Origin of the sequence: Streptomyces sp. SKN60 (assembly GCF_026236535.1) — a bacterium.
In the GTDB taxonomy this organism is placed as follows: domain Bacteria; phylum Actinomycetota; class Actinomycetes; order Streptomycetales; family Streptomycetaceae; genus Streptomyces.
The window spans coordinates 139489-155110 of record NZ_JAHTMW010000018.1 but is presented as its reverse complement, the minus strand read 5'-3'; the positions used below and the strand labels follow the sequence as shown (position 1 = coordinate 155110).

The 15622-nt window shown below is 75.2% G+C and carries 14 protein-coding genes and 2 pseudogenes; 5 read left to right on the top strand and 11 right to left on the bottom strand.

The genetic code is table 11. The annotated features are described in order from the left end of the window. Positions 1-1044 (bottom strand): serine/threonine-protein kinase (locus KV205_RS27435; RefSeq protein WP_265867303.1); only part of this gene is annotated, 1044 nt, incomplete at its 3' end. Positions 1045-1353: 309 nt separating this feature from the next. On the opposite strand from KV205_RS27435, the gene rpmG reads away from it, so the two are divergent. The 3 genes from rpmG (at position 1354) to KV205_RS27420 (ending at position 3991) form a co-directional block, all read left to right on the top strand. Beyond that, entirely contained in the window at positions 1354-1518 is a 165-nt protein-coding gene (gene rpmG, locus KV205_RS27430; protein ID WP_265867302.1) for a 50S ribosomal protein L33, read from the top strand. A gap of 94 nt (positions 1519-1612) precedes the next feature. Further along, complete coding sequence (locus KV205_RS27425; protein ID WP_265867301.1) at positions 1613-2539, top strand: LysR family transcriptional regulator; 927 nt, start codon at positions 1613-1615, stop codon at positions 2537-2539. 90 nt (positions 2540-2629) lie between these two features. Beyond that, entirely contained in the window at positions 2630-3991 is a 1362-nt protein-coding gene (locus tag KV205_RS27420; RefSeq protein WP_265867300.1) for a carbohydrate-binding protein, read from the top strand. A 77-nt stretch (positions 3992-4068) separates the two neighbouring features. On the opposite strand, the gene KV205_RS27415 is transcribed toward KV205_RS27420, so the two are convergent. The 3 genes from KV205_RS27415 to KV205_RS27405 all read right to left on the bottom strand — a co-directional run bounded on the left by KV205_RS27415 (position 4069) and on the right by KV205_RS27405 (position 6450). Continuing rightward, positions 4069-5385, bottom strand: a complete 1317-nt coding sequence (locus KV205_RS27415) for an NAD(P)/FAD-dependent oxidoreductase (RefSeq protein ID WP_265867299.1) — start codon at positions 5383-5385, stop codon at positions 4069-4071. Between the two features lie 80 nt (positions 5386-5465). Continuing rightward, positions 5466-5744 (bottom strand): hypothetical protein, encoded by a 279-nt coding sequence (locus KV205_RS27410; protein WP_265867298.1) that lies wholly within the window; start codon positions 5742-5744, stop codon positions 5466-5468. 85 nt (positions 5745-5829) lie between these two features. Further along, positions 5830-6450, bottom strand: a complete 621-nt coding sequence (locus tag KV205_RS27405) for a hypothetical protein (RefSeq protein WP_265867297.1) — start codon at positions 6448-6450, stop codon at positions 5830-5832. 299 nt (positions 6451-6749) lie between these two features. On the opposite strand from KV205_RS27405, the pseudogene KV205_RS27400 reads away from it, so the two are divergent. Together KV205_RS27400 and KV205_RS27395 are read left to right on the top strand one after the other, a co-directional pair. Next, positions 6750-7175: pseudogene (locus tag KV205_RS27400) on the top strand (discoidin domain-containing protein); the annotation flags it as partial. Positions 7176-7286: 111 nt separating this feature from the next. Then, positions 7287-7982, top strand: a pseudogene (locus tag KV205_RS27395) (chitosanase); the annotation flags it as partial. Between the two features lie 39 nt (positions 7983-8021). On the opposite strand, the gene KV205_RS27390 reads toward KV205_RS27395, so the two are convergent. The 7 genes from KV205_RS27390 to KV205_RS27360 all read right to left on the bottom strand — a co-directional run bounded on the left by KV205_RS27390 (position 8022) and on the right by KV205_RS27360 (position 15427). Further along, complete coding sequence (locus KV205_RS27390; RefSeq protein ID WP_265867296.1) at positions 8022-8306, bottom strand: hypothetical protein; 285 nt, start codon at positions 8304-8306, stop codon at positions 8022-8024. Between the two features lie 42 nt (positions 8307-8348). Beyond that, positions 8349-10445, bottom strand: a complete 2097-nt coding sequence (locus KV205_RS27385) for a protein kinase (protein ID WP_265867295.1) — start codon at positions 10443-10445, stop codon at positions 8349-8351. 129 nt (positions 10446-10574) lie between these two features. Next, positions 10575-10859, bottom strand: a complete 285-nt coding sequence (locus KV205_RS27380) for a hypothetical protein (RefSeq protein WP_265867294.1) — start codon at positions 10857-10859, stop codon at positions 10575-10577. A gap of 60 nt (positions 10860-10919) precedes the next feature. Next, positions 10920-11189: a DUF6296 family protein gene (locus KV205_RS27375; protein ID WP_265867293.1), complete on the bottom strand. Its 270-nt coding sequence runs from the start codon at positions 11187-11189 to the stop codon at positions 10920-10922. A gap of 94 nt (positions 11190-11283) precedes the next feature. After that, a complete protein-coding gene (locus KV205_RS27370; RefSeq protein ID WP_265867292.1) occupies positions 11284-12132 on the bottom strand; it encodes an N-formylglutamate amidohydrolase in 849 nt (282 codons plus the stop codon). 123 nt (positions 12133-12255) lie between these two features. Then, the gene (locus KV205_RS27365) at positions 12256-13227 is read right to left on the bottom strand and encodes an aldo/keto reductase family oxidoreductase (protein WP_374214735.1); all 972 of its coding nucleotides are present in this window, start codon (positions 13225-13227) and stop codon (positions 12256-12258) included. 46 nt (positions 13228-13273) lie between these two features. Beyond that, positions 13274-15427: a hypothetical protein gene (locus tag KV205_RS27360; protein ID WP_265867290.1), complete on the bottom strand. Its 2154-nt coding sequence runs from the start codon at positions 15425-15427 to the stop codon at positions 13274-13276. Positions 15428-15622 lie beyond the last annotated feature (195 nt).

Here is a 15622-nt window from a genome sequence, read left to right as displayed (position 1 = left end):
GGGCGTGTACCCGGCCGCGGGAACCGCCGGGGCGGCCGCCGGCGCCTGCGGCGGCGCCTGGGGGGTCTGGGGCGCCTGCGCGGGCTGCGGGGGCTGCGGGGGCGCCTGCACGGGCGCCGGGGTCGCGGCGCGCGCCGTGATGTCGGCGGAGACCGCGACCGGCAGCCAGTCCTCGGGGCGGCGCAGCACGGTCCCCGCGTTGGCCTCCTGGCACAGCCGGATCACCTCGGCGATCGACGGCCGCTCCTCCGGGTCCTTGGCGAGGCAGCGGGTGACCAGCTGGCTCAGCCGCTCCGGGACCGCGCTGAGATCGGGCTGCTCGTGCACGATCCGGTACAGCACCCCGTGCCCGGTGCCCTCGCCGAACGCGGGCACGCCCGTCGCCGCGTACACGGCGACCTGGCCGAGCGCGAAGACATCGGTGGCCGGGGTGACCCGGCGGCCGGCCGCCTGCTCGGGGGCCATGAAGGACGGCGTACCGATGGTGACGCCGCTGCCGGTGAGCGAGGTCGCGTCGGCGGCGTGCGCGATGCCGAAGTCGATGACGCGGGGGCCGTCGGAGGCGAGCAGCACGTTCGACGGCTTCAGGTCGCGGTGCACGAGCCCGGCGCCGTGGATCACCTGCAGCGCCTCGGCCATGCCCGCGACGAGCAGCAGCACCGTCTCGTCCGGCATCGCCCCGTGCGCGACGACGGCGTCGGCGAGCGACGGCCCCGGCACGTACGCCGTCGCCAGCCACGGCTTGGTGCCCTCGGCGTCGGCGTCGATGACGGGCGCGGTGAACAGCCCCTGCACGCGCTGCGCGGAGCGCACCTCCTGCGCGAACCGGCGGCGGAACTCGGCGTCCTCGCCGAACTCCGGCCGGATCACCTTGATGGCGACGGGGCGGCCCCCGGGCGTGTACGACAGATACACCTTGCCCATGCCGCCGGCGCCGAGGCGGGCGGCCAGACGGTAACCGGCGACGGTCGTCGGGTCGTCGGCGTCGAGCGGCTGGAAGACCCCCGCGGCGTCGCCGGCGCTGCCCGGCTGCTGACCACTCATCAGTATCTTTCTCCCCGTGCGGAACTGCGGATCCCGGTTTATCGCTCGGCACCTTATCCGTTGTGGCGCGTTCCTGTGACCCCGGAGGGTGACGGCCGGGGGAGGCGAGGGCCTGGAAGGGCTCCGGGGCGGACGAGGGGGCGACTTTCGGCCGCAGCGTACCCTCTCGGAGACGACCCCGGTGGAGGGAGGGGACAGGGGCGGAGAAGCACGGGAATGCGGGGGACGGGGGTGTGGTTACACCCCCACGAGGCTGGCCCGCCCGAGTCGACCGAGCTCGACGGCGGCAGCCGGTAAGGAGCAGCACGCATGGCACGCACCACCCAGCGCCCCGTGGTCACCCTCCGGTCCACGGCCGGCACCGGCGTCACCTACGTGACCCGCAAGAACCGTCAGAACGACCCCGACCGCCTGATCCTGCGCAAGTACGACCCCGTCCTCGGCGCCCACGTGGACTTCCGTGAGGAGCGCTGACGCCTGAGCCGTGGCCCGGCAGGGCCCGGGTCCTGAGCAGCGACTCCCCGCACTGGTCTGGACCTTTACTGTCTGCTGCCGTCAAGCTCGGCTCATGGACTTGGAGTTGAGGCACCTCAAGACGATCCGGGCCATCGCCGACGCCGGCAGCCTCACCCGGGCGGCCACCGTGCTCGGGCTCGCACAGCCCGCGCTCAGCGCGCAGCTGAAGCGGATCGAGCGGGCGCTCGGCGGCGCGCTGTTCGAGCGCGGGCGGGCCGGGGTCCGGGCCACCGCGCTCGGGGACCTGGTGCTCGAACGCGCCCGGGTCGTCCTGCCCGCCGTGTGCGAACTGCAGGAGGAGGCGGTGAGGTTCGCCCGGGAGGGCGCCGCCGGACACCGGCTCGGCGGCACCCACGGGCCGCTGCTCGGCGGCCTCGTCGACCGGTTGGCCCGCGGCGGACCGGGCGCGCCCGTCACCACGTACACCTCCTGGTCCGAGCGGGAGATCGCCGGCGGAGTGGCCGCCGGACGGCTCGACTTCGCCCTCGTCGGGGTCTGCGGCGAGAGCAGCCCGCCCGAGGCCGGACGGCTGGCCTGGACGGAGGTCGCCCGCGACCCCGTGCACGTCATGCTCGCCGCCGGCCACCCCCTCGCCCACCGCGCCGAGATCGACCTGGCCGAGCTCGCCGACGAGGCCTGGACCGACGTGCCCGGCGACGGCTGCTTCGGCGACTGCTTCGCCGCCGCCTGCGTACGGGCCGGGTTCACCCCGGGCTGCGTGTACGAGACGGACACCGCCTCCTGCGTCCACCTGGTCCAGGTGGGCCGCGCCGTCGGCCTGTGCCGGGCGACCTTCCCGGCCACCCCCGGCCTGGTCACCCGCCCCCTGACCGGCACCCCGCTGATCTGGCGCCACCTCCTCGGCTGGCACCCCGAATCCGGCGCCGCCCGCCGCGCCCCCGACGTCCTCGCCCACGCCCGCGCCGCCCACGCCGACGCCCTGGCGCGCAGCGCGGCCCGCGGCCCGTCCGGGCCATAACGCGATGGCAGGGGCCGACTGACAACTCCCGTGCAGGCCACGGGATTTCTACGGTTTCGGGAGTTCCCCCACGAAACCGAGGAGATCCGCATGCTCCGACGCTCCGTCCGCGCGGCCGGCACCGTGCTGGCCGCCGCCGGACTGGCGCTGGCCGCACTCCAGGCCGCCCCCGCCACGGCCCTGACCCCATCCGCTCCCACCGCGAAGACCGCCGCCGACACCCTCGGCGCCTCCGCCGCCCAGCCCGAAGTCCTGCAGGCCATGCAGCGCGACCTGGGCCTGAGCCGGCCGCAGGCGCTCAGCAGACTGGCCCATGAGGCGGCGGCCGGGGCCACCGCCGCCCGGGTCCGGCAGGACATCGGCGGCGCGTTCGCCGGTGCCTGGGTGGACGGGGCCGAGTCCGCCGCCCTCACCGTGGCCACGACCCGCGCCGCCGACCTGCCCGCGATACGCGCGACCGGGGCGAAGGCCCGTCTGGTGGCGCACAGTCTGACCGATCTGGAGCGCGCCCAGGCCGCGCTCGACCGGGCCGCGACCGCCGACGCGCCGGTCCGTTACGTCGACGTCCGCGCCAACCGGCTCGTCGTCGAGGAGGCGCGGGCCGGCGCCGCCGACCGGCTGCTCGCGGCCACCGGCGTGGCCCGCGACCTGGTCACCGTGGTCCGCGCCGCCGAGGCGCCCCGCCCCCTCTACGACCTGCGCGGCGGCGACGCGTACCACATGGGCGGCGGACGCTGTTCGGTCGGCTTCCCGGTCACCCGCGGCACCACCCAGGGCTTCGCGACCGCCGGGCACTGCGGCCGCGCCGGCACCACCACGACCGGCTTCAACCAGGTCGCCCAGGGCTCCTTCCAGGCCTCGATCTTCCCCGGCAACGACATGGCCTGGGTCGCCGCCAACTCCAGTTGGACCGCTACCCCGTACGTCAAGGGCGCCGGCGGCGCCAACGTCCAGGTCACCGGCTCCGTGCTGCAGCCCGTCGGCGCCTCCGTGTGCCGCTCCGGCTCCACCACCGGCTGGCACTGCGGCACCATCCAGCAGCACAACACCAGCGTCACCTACCAGGAGGGCACCGTCTCCGGCGTCACCCGGACCACGGTCTGCGCCGAGCCCGGCGACTCCGGCGGCTCGTACATCTCCGGCAGCCAGGGCCAGGGCGTCACCTCCGGCGGCTCGGGCAACTGCTCCAGCGGCGGCACCACGTACTTCCAGCCGCTCAACCCGATCCTGCAGAACTACGGCCTGACCCTGAAGACCACCGGCTCCGACCCCGGGCCCGGCGACCCCGGCCCCGGCGACCCCGAGCCGGGCGGCAGCTGGCAGGCGGGCACCGTCTACGCGGCCGGTGACACCGTCACGTACGGCGGCGCGACCTACCGCTGCCTCCAGGGCCACCAGGCCCAGACGGGCTGGGAACCGCCCAACGTCCCGGCGCTCTGGCAGCGCCTCTGAGACGCGGCGGACGCGCCGCACGGGCGGGCCGCACCACCTTCCGGTGCGGCCCGCCTCAGTCTGCTACGGGTTCGGCGTCAGCGGCGCCCGTCCGCGGCGAGCAGCACCCGGGCCGCGCGCAGCAGGACGGCGGGGCGGGTGAGGGTGCGCGGATGCTCGAGCATGTTGACCACCTTGAGGTAGGTGGTGTTGACCTCGGAGTCGAGGACCGACGCCTCCGTGAGCCGGTCGCCCGCCCAGCGCAGCAGCCGGTAGCCGGGCGGGTAGGGGCCGGTGACATGCGGCTGGGCGAGGTCGGCGGTGGTCGACAGCTGCCAGGCCGCGTCGACCACGACCCCCGCGCGCCGGAAGTACCCCCACGCGGGCGCGCCGGGGTCCGCCCCCGCCCCCGAACGCAGGTGCGCCGCCAGGGAGTTGGCCTGCAGGGCGGCCAGCGTCAGGCCCTGCCCGTACACCGGGTTGACGCTCGCGAGCGCGTCGCCGACCACGACCAGACCGCCGGGGAAGCGGTCCAGACGCCCGTAGTCGCGCCGGACGCTCTCCCGGAAGTGGAAGGTCGCCACCTCACTGGTCATCTCGCAGGTGTCGGCGACGGTCCGCAGCGGCTCGATGCCGCGCCGCATCCGGGCGAGGAACTCCTTCGGGTCGGACCCCGGCCGGTACCCGGCGTACCCCGCGAGCACCACCGACCAGCGGTCGCCCTCCACCGCGGCGAGCGCGCCGGGTTCGCAGAGCGTGGGCTGGTAGTCGCTCGCCGGACCGGGCGTGTTGTGGGCGACGACCGTCGTGCCCAGCTCGTCCCCGCGCCGGAACGCGGCGGTCGCGTACCCCAGGTCCACCCGCATCCGCTCGACCGGCGCCTGCGCCCAGCCGGACTCCGCCAGCCAGTGCCCGAGCCGGCTCGACCGCCCCATCGCGTCGACCGCGAAGTCCGCGTCCAGGACGTCCCCCTCGGCCGTGCGCACCCCGCGCACCCGCCCGCCCGCCAGGACCAGGCCGGCGGCCTGCCCGTGCACCAGGCGTACGCGGGGGAGCGCGCCGACCCGCCGGCGCACCGCCGCCTCCAGGAACGGACGGGTGACCCCGAGCATCCGCCGCCCGTCGGCCGGCGCCTTCAGCCTGCCGTCCACGTAGAACCGCACGTCGTCGCCCTCGCCGAGGCACGCCCCGGCCGCGACCAGCTCGGCCGTCAGCCCCGGGAACCAGCGCTCCAGCTGCGCGTGCCCCATGGCGAGCAGCGCGTGCAACTGCCGTCGGTGCGGCGCGCGCCAGCCCGTCCCGTCCGCGCCGATCCCGTCGGCCTCCAGGACGACCACCTCGTCGGCCCACTCGCTCAGCACGCGCGCCGCGAACAGCCCCGCGTAACTGCCGCCCATGACCACGGCCCGCTTCACACAACCCCCTGATGCTCACGGCACCGCCTGGCCCGGCGCCCCCGCCGCGACCCTACCCGCCCGCGCGGACGGGCCCCTGATCAGGTCCGCTCGGCGAACGAGGCCTCGAGCGCGGCGAGATGACGGGCCTCGGCCTCCTTGCGGACGGCCCTGAACCGGCGGTCGACGAGCAGGACCGGGAGCAGCCAGAGATAGCCCCAGAAGCTGAAGGAGTCCACCACACCCGTCTGCCGGAGCACGGTGTTGGTGACCAGGCAGAGCGCCACCGAGGCCACCCACGCCGCCGAACGGTGACGTCCGAGGAAGCGCACCGGCGCGTTCCGCGGCCCGGCGAGCGCCTCGACGGTCGCCGCCCGCACCAGGGCCTGTGCGGCGGATCATGGCCGGGTCCGCGACGCCTGGCACGGCACCTCGCCGCGTTGCCGAAGCGCCCCGATAGCTCCGCTATCGAGACGCTCCGGCGCCTTGCGATGCACCGCACCAGACGCCGCGGCCTATCCGACCCTGATCCGCCGCACAGGCCCTGGCCTCCCGGTCGGTGGGGTCGACGGGCGCCGTCGCACCGCCCCGGGACAGGTCCTCGCCGAGCGTACGGGCCTGCGCCTCGGTGGCGCGCCGCCGGTCGTCGCTCTCCGCCGCGCGCACCGCCGTACGCATCCTGATGTCGTCCCAGTAGCCGCGCCGGGTCCAGCGTTCGGCGGCCTCGACCCGGCCGGCCTGGGCCGAGTCGGGCGCGAGCTCCTTCAGCCGCCGGGTCAGCCCGGCGGCGCGGCCGGCCCGCCCGGGCCGGTCGAAGCCGTCGGCGCGCAGACAGAGTTCGGCGTAACCGGCCAGCAGGCCGAGGTGGTCCGGATCGAGCGCGAGCCCGGCCCGAAACGTCCGCTCGGCCTCGTCGTCGTGGTCGTCGTCGTCCTCGGCGACATGCCCGAGCGCCAGCCAGCAGTACAGATCGGGGTGGGGTCCGAGCTCCTCGATCCCCTCCCGGGCGGCGCGCCGGACGGCCGCGTGGCCTCCGGCGACGAACAACTGCTCGCAGCGGTCCTGCCAGTCGTCGAGCGTGCTCATGAGATTCCCCTCCCTGGATTCCCCCTCCTTTGCCGTCCCCGGGGCGTCTCCTGGGGCCGTCTCCGGGGTCGGCCCAGTGTGCGGTGGACGAAAGCGCAGGTCAAGCGGGTTCCGGGAGTGCCGCGCAGGTCCCGGAGGCGGTGCGGTGACGGGGTTTCAACTCCCTTTGCCGTTCTTCCTCTTGCGGCGCGCCACGGCGCCCCATACGCTCCAGCCTCAAGTTAGGAAGCTTTCCTAACTGTTCTTGGTCAGGAATCCGTCCACCTGAACACGGGACCACCCCGAGAAAGTGGAGCCACATGCCCCCCACCATCAACGCCCTCCGACGCCACCGCACCGCCGCCCTCGTCGCCGCCGCGGCGACCGGCCTCCTGCTGCCCGCCCTGTCCGGGCTCATGCCGTCCGCCAACGCCGCGACCGGGAACCTCGCGCAGGGCAAGTCGGTCACCACCTCGTCGAACGAGACCAGTACGCTCACCGGCACCAAGGCGGTCGACGGCTCCACCACCACCCGCTGGGCCAGCGCCGAGGGCGTGGACAACCAGTGGATACGGATCGACCTCGGCGCCGGCACCGCCGTCAAGCGGGTCGTCCTCAAGTGGGAGGCCGCCTACGCCAAGGCGTACCGCGTCGAGCTCTCCGACGACGGTTCCACCTGGCGCCAGGTGTACGCCACCACCACCGGCGACGGCGGCACCGACGACCTCACCGTCGACGGCACCGGACGCTACCTCCGCGTCTTCGGCACCCAGCGCGCCACCCCGTACGGCTACTCCCTCTGGGAGGTCGAGGCCTACGGCACCGGCTCGACCACCCCGCCCCCGTCGACCGGCACCAACCTCGACGACCCTCGGAAGAAGGAGATCGCCATGAAGCTGGTCTCCTCCTTCGAGAACTCCTCCCTCGACTGGCGCGCCCAGTTCGCCTACATCGAGGACATCGACGACGGCCGCGGCTACACCGCCGGCATCATCGGCTTCTGCTCCGGCACCGGCGACATGCTCGACCTGGTCGAGCGCTACACCGCCAAGAAGCCGAGCAACCCGCTCGCCCCCTACCTGCCCGCGCTCCGCAAGGTCAACGGCACCGACTCCCACGAGGGCCTCGACCCCGGCTTCACCTCCGCCTGGCGCCAGGCCGCCCAGGACTCCGTCTTCACCCAGACCCAGGAGGAGGAGCGCGACCGGGTCTACTTCAACCCCGCCGTCTCCCAGGCGAAGTCCGACGGCCTGCGCGCGCTGGGCCAGTTCGCCTACTACGACGCCGCCGTCATGCACGGCGAGGACGGCTTCCGCTCGATCCGCGCTGTCGCGATGTCCCGGGCGACGCCGCCCTCGCGCGGCGGCAACGAGAAGACGTACCTGAACGCCTTCCTCGACGCCCGCGAGGAGGAGATGCGCAAGGAGGAGGCGCACAGCGACACCACGCGCGTGAGCACCGCCCAGCGCCGCTTCCTCAACGAGAACAACTTCGACCTCAACACCCCGCTGTACTGGAGCGTCTACGGAGACCCGTTCTCCATCACCAGCTGAGCCGGTCCCGGTCCGGGCGCCGTCCCCGCGCGAGCTCGCTCAACGCTCGCGCCGGGTCAGCCGGAGGCGGGCGCGCCACCGGCCGCCCGGGCCGCCCGGACCGTCCGGCGAGGGCAGCGGGGTCTTGCGGCGGGCCCCGGCCGTGATCTCCTGGTACGCCTCGTAGGAGGTGATCCGGTACGCCTCCTCCCAGGCGGCCAGCGCCGCGCGGGCACCGCCGCCCGCCGTGCCGCGCCGCCGCACCCGGACGGCCAGCCAGACGCAGCCGCCGAGCACCGCGAGCAGGCCGCCGAAGATCGCCACGAGAGGAAGCACCGCACCCATGCGCCCGAGGCTAGGGCATGGCCCCGGCCCATGGTCGCGCCCTCAGCGCCAGGCCGGGTGGCCCTCCGGCAGGGTGCCGGTCGTGAGGCGGCGCTCGCCGGTGCCGTCGGCTCGCACGGCGTAGATCGCGGGCGTCGCGTACGGGCCGCGGACGAAGGCCACCCAGCGGCCGTCGGCCGACCAGGCCGGGTCCATCTCGTGCGCGGACGTCGTCACCAGCGGGCGGTCGCCGGTGCCGTCGACGGAGACCAGCCGGATGTCGCCCTTCGCCGGGCTCTGCTCCGTGCCCGCGGTGTACGCGAAGGTCTTGCCGTCCGGCGACCAGACCGGGTCCAGGGCGGTGTGCGGCAGCCGGGTCACCTGGCGCGGCTCGCTCTCCGGGGCGGACGGGTCGACGAGATGGATCTGCATGTTGCCGGGGCCCGCCTCCAGACAGATCGCGATGGAGCGGCCGTCGGGGGACCAGGCCGGGTCCTCGACACGGGTGGCGCTGTGGGTGAGCCGGCGGACCGAGCGGTCCGCGACCGTCACCTCGTAGAGCTGCTGCACGCCGTCCGACACGCGCAGCACCGCGAGCCGGGTGCCGTCCGGCGACCACGACACCCGACCGCCGGCGATCGAGGTGATCCGGCGCGCGCCGGAGCCGTCGGCCTTCGCCGTCCACACCGCGGTGCCCTCGGAGTTGCGGCGCGTGAAGGCGAACGAGGCCCGGTCCGGCGCCCACTGGGGCAGCATGTCGCAGTCCCCGGAACCGGACGAGTCGGCGCGCAGCCGCCGGGGCGTGTCCGTCGCCGCAGGTCGTACGGCGATCACCCCGTGGCACTTCCCGGGCCAGCCCGGCGCGGTGTCCTGCCGCACCAGCAGCGGGGCCGTCGGCAGCGCGGCGGGGGAGGGAGTGGAGGAGCGGGCGGACGCCTTGCCGCCCCCGCCGTTGTTGCCGGCGGCCCGGTCGCCATCCCACGGCCACCACACCACCACGCCCGCGACGACCGCCGCGCACACGACGAGCGCGGCGGCAAGCGCGACCCCGCGCCTCCGCCCCGTACCGGTACCCGAATGCGTGTCCCCGGTCGTATCCGTATCCGTGTCCGAAGGCCGTGTCGGGTGCTCCGGCCGGGGGGCCGGTTCCGGTTCCGGCGCCCATGCAGGTTCCGGCTCGGGCACGGGCGTGGGAGCCGTCTCCGGTTCCGGCACCAGCACCGGTTCCGGCTCCGGCTGCGCCGTGACCTCCGTGGTGGCTGCGGCCACCGTGGCCGGCACCTGAGGAACCTGCGGCACCGTCGCCAGGAGCAGCGTTGCCGCGTCCGGGAGCCAGCCCTCGTCGGCGGGGTGGTGGACCGTCAGGGAGTCGATGAAGGCGGTGGGCGTCGGCCGCCGCGCCGGGTCCTTCGCCAGGCAGGCGCCGACCGGGCCGCGCAGCGCGGCGGGGACGGCGGACAGATCGGGTTCCTCGTGCACCACGCGGTAGAGCCAGGCCGCCGAGGAGGCGGCCTCGCCGAACGGGGAGCCGCCCGCCGCCTGGCACAGCACCACTCCCAGCGCGAACATGTCCACGGCCGGGGTGATCGCCCCGCCCGTCAGCTGCTCGGGCGCGAGATAGCCGGGCGTGCCGACCTGGAGCCCGGTCCGGGTGAGAGCGGTCGAGCCGTCCAGGGCCCGCGCGATGCCGAAGTCGATGACCCGGGGTCCGTCCTCGGCGACCACGATGTTCGCCGGCTTGAGGTCCCGGTGCACCACCCCGGCCCGGTGGATCGCCTCCAGGGCCTCCGCGAGCCCGGCGGCGAGCACGCTCAGGGTGTCCTCGGGCAGCGCCCCGACGTGGTCGATGACCGTGCGCAGGGTGGGCCCCGGCACGTACGCGGTCACCAGCCAGGCCGGCCGCCCCTCGGGGTCCGCGTCGACCACCGGCGCGGTGTGGAAGCCGCCGACCCGGCGCGCCGCCGCGACCTCGTGGGCGAACCTGCGCAGAAACTCGGGGTCGGTGCCCAGCTCCGGGCGTACGACCTTCACGGCCACGGCCCGGCCGGACCGGGAGCGGCCGAGATAGACCACCCCCATGCCGCCCTGTCCGAGCCGCCCGACCAACCGGTACCGGCCGTCCCCGACCGATTCCGGATCCCCCGCCTCCAGCGGTCTCATGGTGCCCCCTCGCCGTACGAACCGTGCAGGGTTCTCCTACCAGGAGCGCGGTGCTCAGGTCGAGTCCGCGCCGCCCGGTCGTGGGGGACGGCGGAGCGCCCTCCACGGTTCCCGGCCCCGGAACGGGCCTCAGGCCAGGTCGTGCTCCTCCCAGGTCTCCTCGTCCGGGTCGTAGTCCGTACGCGCGGACTCCCAGGTGGCGGCGGCCAGCTCGACGCCCGGCACGGAGCCGAGGAGGGCGACCGGGTCGATGAAGTGGGCGAGGGAGCCGGACGGGTCGATGCCGATGGCCTCGATGGCCTCGGCGCGCTCCGCGTCCTCCAGGTAGGCGTCGTCCCGGACCTGGTCGAGCGCGGCGGCCTTGAGGGCCTCCTCGTCGGTGATCTCGGCGATGAGCTCGATGGTGACGCGCACGTGGCGAGAGGAAGCGGAGGAGGAAGCGGAAGAGGGGTCGAAAGTGGTCATCACGGCAGCTTAGGCGACATTCGGAGGCGCGGTGTCCGGGGCCTCCGGCAGCGGCCGCGCGACGACGGCCTGCGGCGTCTCCTGATGCCCGCCCGAGGCGAGCATCCGCACCTCGTCGCGGTCACTGATCTCGGCCCGGATGATGCCGGTCGGGTCCGTGTAGACCGGATGGCCACCGGGGCCCGCCGCCGGGGTCCGCTCGACGACCACGACGTCACGGGCCTCGCCCGCGCCGTCGGAGAACACCAGCTCGTACCTGCGTGCGCTCACCCGCCCCATTTTACGGCTCAGCCCCGATCCCGCCCGATCCCGCCGGATCCCGCCCCCTCCGGCCGCCCCGGCCTGCGCGGGGGCCGGGGCGGCCGGAGGGGGTTCAGGAAACGCCGGGGCCCGCGCTCAGCACCTCGTCCGTCACCGCGTCCACCAGCGCCGCCAGGGCCACGCCGAGGGCCCGTACGCCGGGCCCGGCCGGACCGCCCGGCTCGGTCATGTAGCCGTCGCGGCGGATCTCCACCATCAGCGCCGAGACCCGCGGATCCCGCCCGTAGTGCGCGAGCGGCACGTACGTCCCGGCGAACGGGCTGTCCGTCCCCACCCCGCCGAACCCGGCGAACGCCCGCCGCGCCGCCGACAGCAGCGCCGGCGGGGTGTGGAAGGCGTCCGTGCCGAGACACACCGGCGGCCGGGGCCCGTCCCCGTGCAGTTCGTACGGGAGCGCGGCCGTCGGGTACGAGTGCACGTCCACGATCACCGCGCGCCCGGTCGCCGCGAGCCGCGCGTCCACGGCCCGGGTCACGGCGTCCGCGTACGGCTCGAAGTACCGCCCGAGCAGCGGCGCCGGGTCGAAGCCGGCCGGGCGCAGCTCGGCGCGGTGCGTGGTGCGCGTGTACACCGCTCCCATCCCGGCGGCCAGCATCTCCTCGCGCTCGTCGGGGAACCGCTCGGGGTCGACGACGAGCCGCGACAGCCGGTTGACGAACCGCCAGGGCGCCGTGCCCGCCGACGCGGCGGCCACGGCCGCGATCTCCTCGGTGTGGGAGTCCGTGATGTGGTCGAGCTCGCGCTCCAACTCGGCGTCGCCGAGCACGATCCCGTCCCGTACCTCCGGCGGCACCACGCGCGAGGAGTGCGGCACGTGCAGCAGCACCGGGGAGTCCGGCGCACCGGCGAGCAGCACATGGGCCGGGCCGTCGGGGCCGTCGGGAGTGGTGTCGGCGGTCATCGGGACGGACTCCTCGGTGGTGGGTCGTCGTGGGGCGTGGGGCGTGGGACGTGGGACGTGGGACGTGGGACGTGGGACGTGGGACGTGGATCGTGTGCGTGGCAGGGGCCGAACCTGTAGGCCCTACGGCAGCGCGGCGCCGCGGGCCGTGATCCACAGCCGGTACCACTCCTCGTGGTCCAGACCGGGTTCGGCGACGGCGGCGTCGCGGCAGGCGCGGATCCGGCCGGGGCTGGTGGTGCCGATCACCGGGAGGATCCGGGCCGGGTGGCGCCGCAGCCACCACAGCACGACCGTCTCCGGTGTGGTGTCCTTGGCCGCGGCGAGCTCGGCGACGAGCTTGGCGGTGGCGTGCTCCTCCGGCGTCTCCTGACGCCCCGTGAAACGGCCCTGCGCCAGCGGTGCCCAGGCCTGCAGCGCGATCCCGTGGCGCAGACAGTGCTCGACCGTGCCGGCCGGGAAGCCGACGCCGGCCGCGGCGGGCGTGTTCACGAGCACGCCGTCCTCCAGCCAGTCGCGCCGCAGCAGACTCATCTCCAGCTGGTTCGCCACCAGTCGAAGGCCCGAGCCGAGCTCGTCCAGGGCGTCCTGGATCCGGGCGATCTGCGCCGCGTTCATGTTGGACACGCCGAACCGGCGCACCAGGCCCTGCCGGTGCAGGGACTCCAGGGCCGCGGCGATCTCGGCGGGCTCGGCGAGCGGGTCCGGCCGGTGGAGCAGGAGCAGGTCGAGGGCGTCGGTGCGCAGCCGGGCCAGGGACTCCTCGACCCGGCGGACGATGCTCGGCCCGCGCAGGTCGTACAGGCCTGGCCGGTCGCCGTCCGCGAGCCGGATGCCGCACTTGGACTGGAGCGTGATCCGCTCGCGCAGCCCCGGCGTACGGGCGAGCACCTCGCCGAACACCGCCTCCGCCTTGCCGCGGCGGTAGATGTCGGCGTGGTCGAAGGCGGTGATGCCGCTCTCCAGGGCCGCCCGGATCACGGCCTCGGCCGCGTCGACGTCGGCGGGGGAGTACGCCTCGCCGTCCCAGTCGCCGCCCAGGCCCATGCAGCCGAGCAGCACCCGGCCGCCGTCCGCGTCCCTGGCCACGTCCACGTCCTTGGCTCGCCGCTCGTCGTTCGTCTCGGTCGAGGTCACGCCCTCACCCTCCCACAGGCCGTCGGCCGGCCGGCCGACGGAATCCACTCGGAATCCACTCGGCGAAGATCTCCGGGAGCCGCTCCAGGTCCCGGTCGGTCACGGTCACCAGCCGGATTCCTGACACCCGCGCCAACTCCGCCTTCCGCCGCGCCTTCTCGGCATACGTCTCCTGCCCCAGCAGACCCAGCGCCTCGACGTATGTGCCGTCCGTGAGCAGCCAGTCCGCGCGCAGGCCCGTCGTGTTGAGCTCCTCGTGCCGCGGGTAGTGGGGCTCGGGCTCGTGCGGCACCCGGTGATGATGGAAGAAGTCGTCGACGTGCCGCTCGAACAGCGACCGGCACAGATGCCCGTCGCTCGCCACACTCACCGTGCCCCGCCCCTGCCGCACCCCGCCGTCCAGCACGCCCGCCAGGCGGAGCCAGTCGCTCCAGCCGCGGACCGGCCGCGCCGGGCGCGCGGTCGTCAGACGCGCGAACGGCCGCGGCACCAGGAACCGGCACAGCATCGCCTCGTCGGCGAGCCGCGGCTCGGTGACCGTGACCCGGTCCAGCTGGGCGAGCGACGGCGGCCCGGAGAACTCCAACTCCGCCAGCCGGCGCACCGCGTGGATCACCGCGTCCGTCCATGGCCCGTCCGTGCCGTTGTCCCTGATCACCCCGCGCTGCGCCAGCCGGCAGCAGCCGAAGCAGTACGCGAGGCCGGTCGCCGTCTCCAGGGCCGGGGCGGCGCACAGCCGGCAGGGCGCGGTACGGCGCGGAGCGGCGAGCGCCCCGAACATCGCGGTCAGTTCGCGCACGTAGTACGGGTCGTCGGCGCCCGCCGTCGCAGGTGGGCGCTCACCGGGGGACACGGTCCGCGCGTTCAGCCACGGTCGGTGCCGGGCCGGGACCAGCGCGAGCGTGCCCGCCGTCAGCCGGGCCGGGCTGCGCAGCGGACCCGCCTGGGTGGCCGGGGACCCGGCGCGCCGGTTGTGCTCCCGGGTGTCGGCGTCGGGCGCCCGGCGGACCACGCTCCGGGGCTCCGCGCCGTGCCGGCGGACGAGCGCCGCCATCGGCTCGGCGTACGCGTCGGCGTACACGGTCAGCGTGCCCGAACCCGGGTCGTACGTGCCCGCCTCCGGCAGATCGCGGCGCGCGACCGCGTCCATGACCACCCGCAGCGACCACACCCGGCCGCCGGGTCCGCCGCTGCCGACGGCGACGGCGACGGTGGCGTCCGGGAACCCGCCGGCGTCCGGCGCCTCGGGCGCCCGCACCCCGTGCCGGCGCAGCGCCGCCACCGCCTCGGGCCGCACCCGCTCGTCGAGCAGCGTGAGCGGCCCGTCCGGCAGATGGAACTCACCGGCCGTGAGCCCCGCCCGGTCCACGACGAGCACCGACTCCCGCCCGTGCACGGTCCGGCTGACCGCGCGCAGCTCGGCGAAGTCGTGCGGCAGCGCCCGATAGCGGGCCCAGGCCGCGACCCGCCGCTCGGCCTCCGGGTCGTGGGGGAGCGGGGCGGGGGCGGGTTCCGGTGGGGCGTCGGCGGACTCGGGCTCGGGCCGGGCGTCCGGCAACCCGGCGGGGTCGAAGGCGTCGACCAGCGCGCGCAGTCCGTCCCGGTCGGGCAGGTTGAGCCGTACGGCTCCGATCCAGTGCCCCGCCGCGATCTGCTCGGCGAGCGTGAACGGCCGGTCCCGGCCCGGCGCCCCGTCCCCGTCCGGGTCGAACTCCTGCCGGTCCGCAGCCTCTTCCGGATCGACCGGCTCCAGCTCGATCCACCCGTGACAGCCGATCGGCACGGGCGAGGCCTCGGCCAGCCGGTGGATGTCCGCACCCTGGAAGTGCAGAAAGCTGTCGTACGCGTACCCCAGGTGCCGCTCGTGCGCCGAACCGCCGTCCACCGGCGGCGCGGTGACCGACACCGCGCGCGGGTTGTACGTGTTGTCGGGTCGCGGCACGAGCCCCACGACCACCGGCACGAGCCGCGTGCACCGCGCCCCGCTCGGCGCCCGCTCCACGGCGCCGGCCCCGCCGAGGCGCGACAGCACGAAGGCGCGCAACGCGGGAACGGAGTCGTCGAACACGGCGAACGAGACGGACACCTTGGGGTCGCCCGGCGGAATCACCACCAGGCCCAGTTCCGGTCGGTGACTGATCGACTCACCCGTACGCATGTGCGGATTATGTCAGTGGCGCATGCCCCATCCGGAAGCCTCCTTCCGCCCTTCCGCGGATTCGCCCCGCCGCCGACGGGCCTCTGCTTGTCTGGGCCCATGACGAGCCTCCGCCACCCCGAACTCTCCGGCCTGGTCCGGAACCCGGCCGCCCCCGAGGACCTGCTGGTCCGCCTGGCCGCGCACGGCTGCCGG

Bases quoted from the DNA above. Each gene is read 5' to 3' on its own strand.
- KV205_RS27390 (WP_265867296.1), bottom strand. From the start codon at position 8,306: ATGGGTGCGGTGCTTCCTCTCGTGGCGATCTTCGGCGGCCTGCTCGCG.
- KV205_RS27360 (WP_265867290.1), bottom strand. From the start codon at position 15,427: ATGCGTACGGGTGAGTCGATCAGTCACCGACCGGAACTGGGCCTGGTG.
- rpmG (WP_265867302.1), top strand. From the start codon at position 1,354: ATGGCACGCACCACCCAGCGCCCCGTGGTCACCCTCCGGTCCACGGCC.
- KV205_RS27370 (WP_265867292.1), bottom strand. From the start codon at position 12,132: ATGACCGCCGACACCACTCCCGACGGCCCCGACGGCCCGGCCCATGTG.
- KV205_RS27375 (WP_265867293.1), bottom strand. From the start codon at position 11,189: ATGGGGCGGGTGAGCGCACGCAGGTACGAGCTGGTGTTCTCCGACGGC.
- KV205_RS27385 (WP_265867295.1), bottom strand. From the start codon at position 10,445: ATGAGACCGCTGGAGGCGGGGGATCCGGAATCGGTCGGGGACGGCCGG.
- KV205_RS27420 (WP_265867300.1), top strand. From the start codon at position 2,630: ATGCTCCGACGCTCCGTCCGCGCGGCCGGCACCGTGCTGGCCGCCGCC.
- KV205_RS27425 (WP_265867301.1), top strand. From the start codon at position 1,613: ATGGACTTGGAGTTGAGGCACCTCAAGACGATCCGGGCCATCGCCGAC.
- KV205_RS27405 (WP_265867297.1), bottom strand. From the start codon at position 6,450: ATGAGCACGCTCGACGACTGGCAGGACCGCTGCGAGCAGTTGTTCGTC.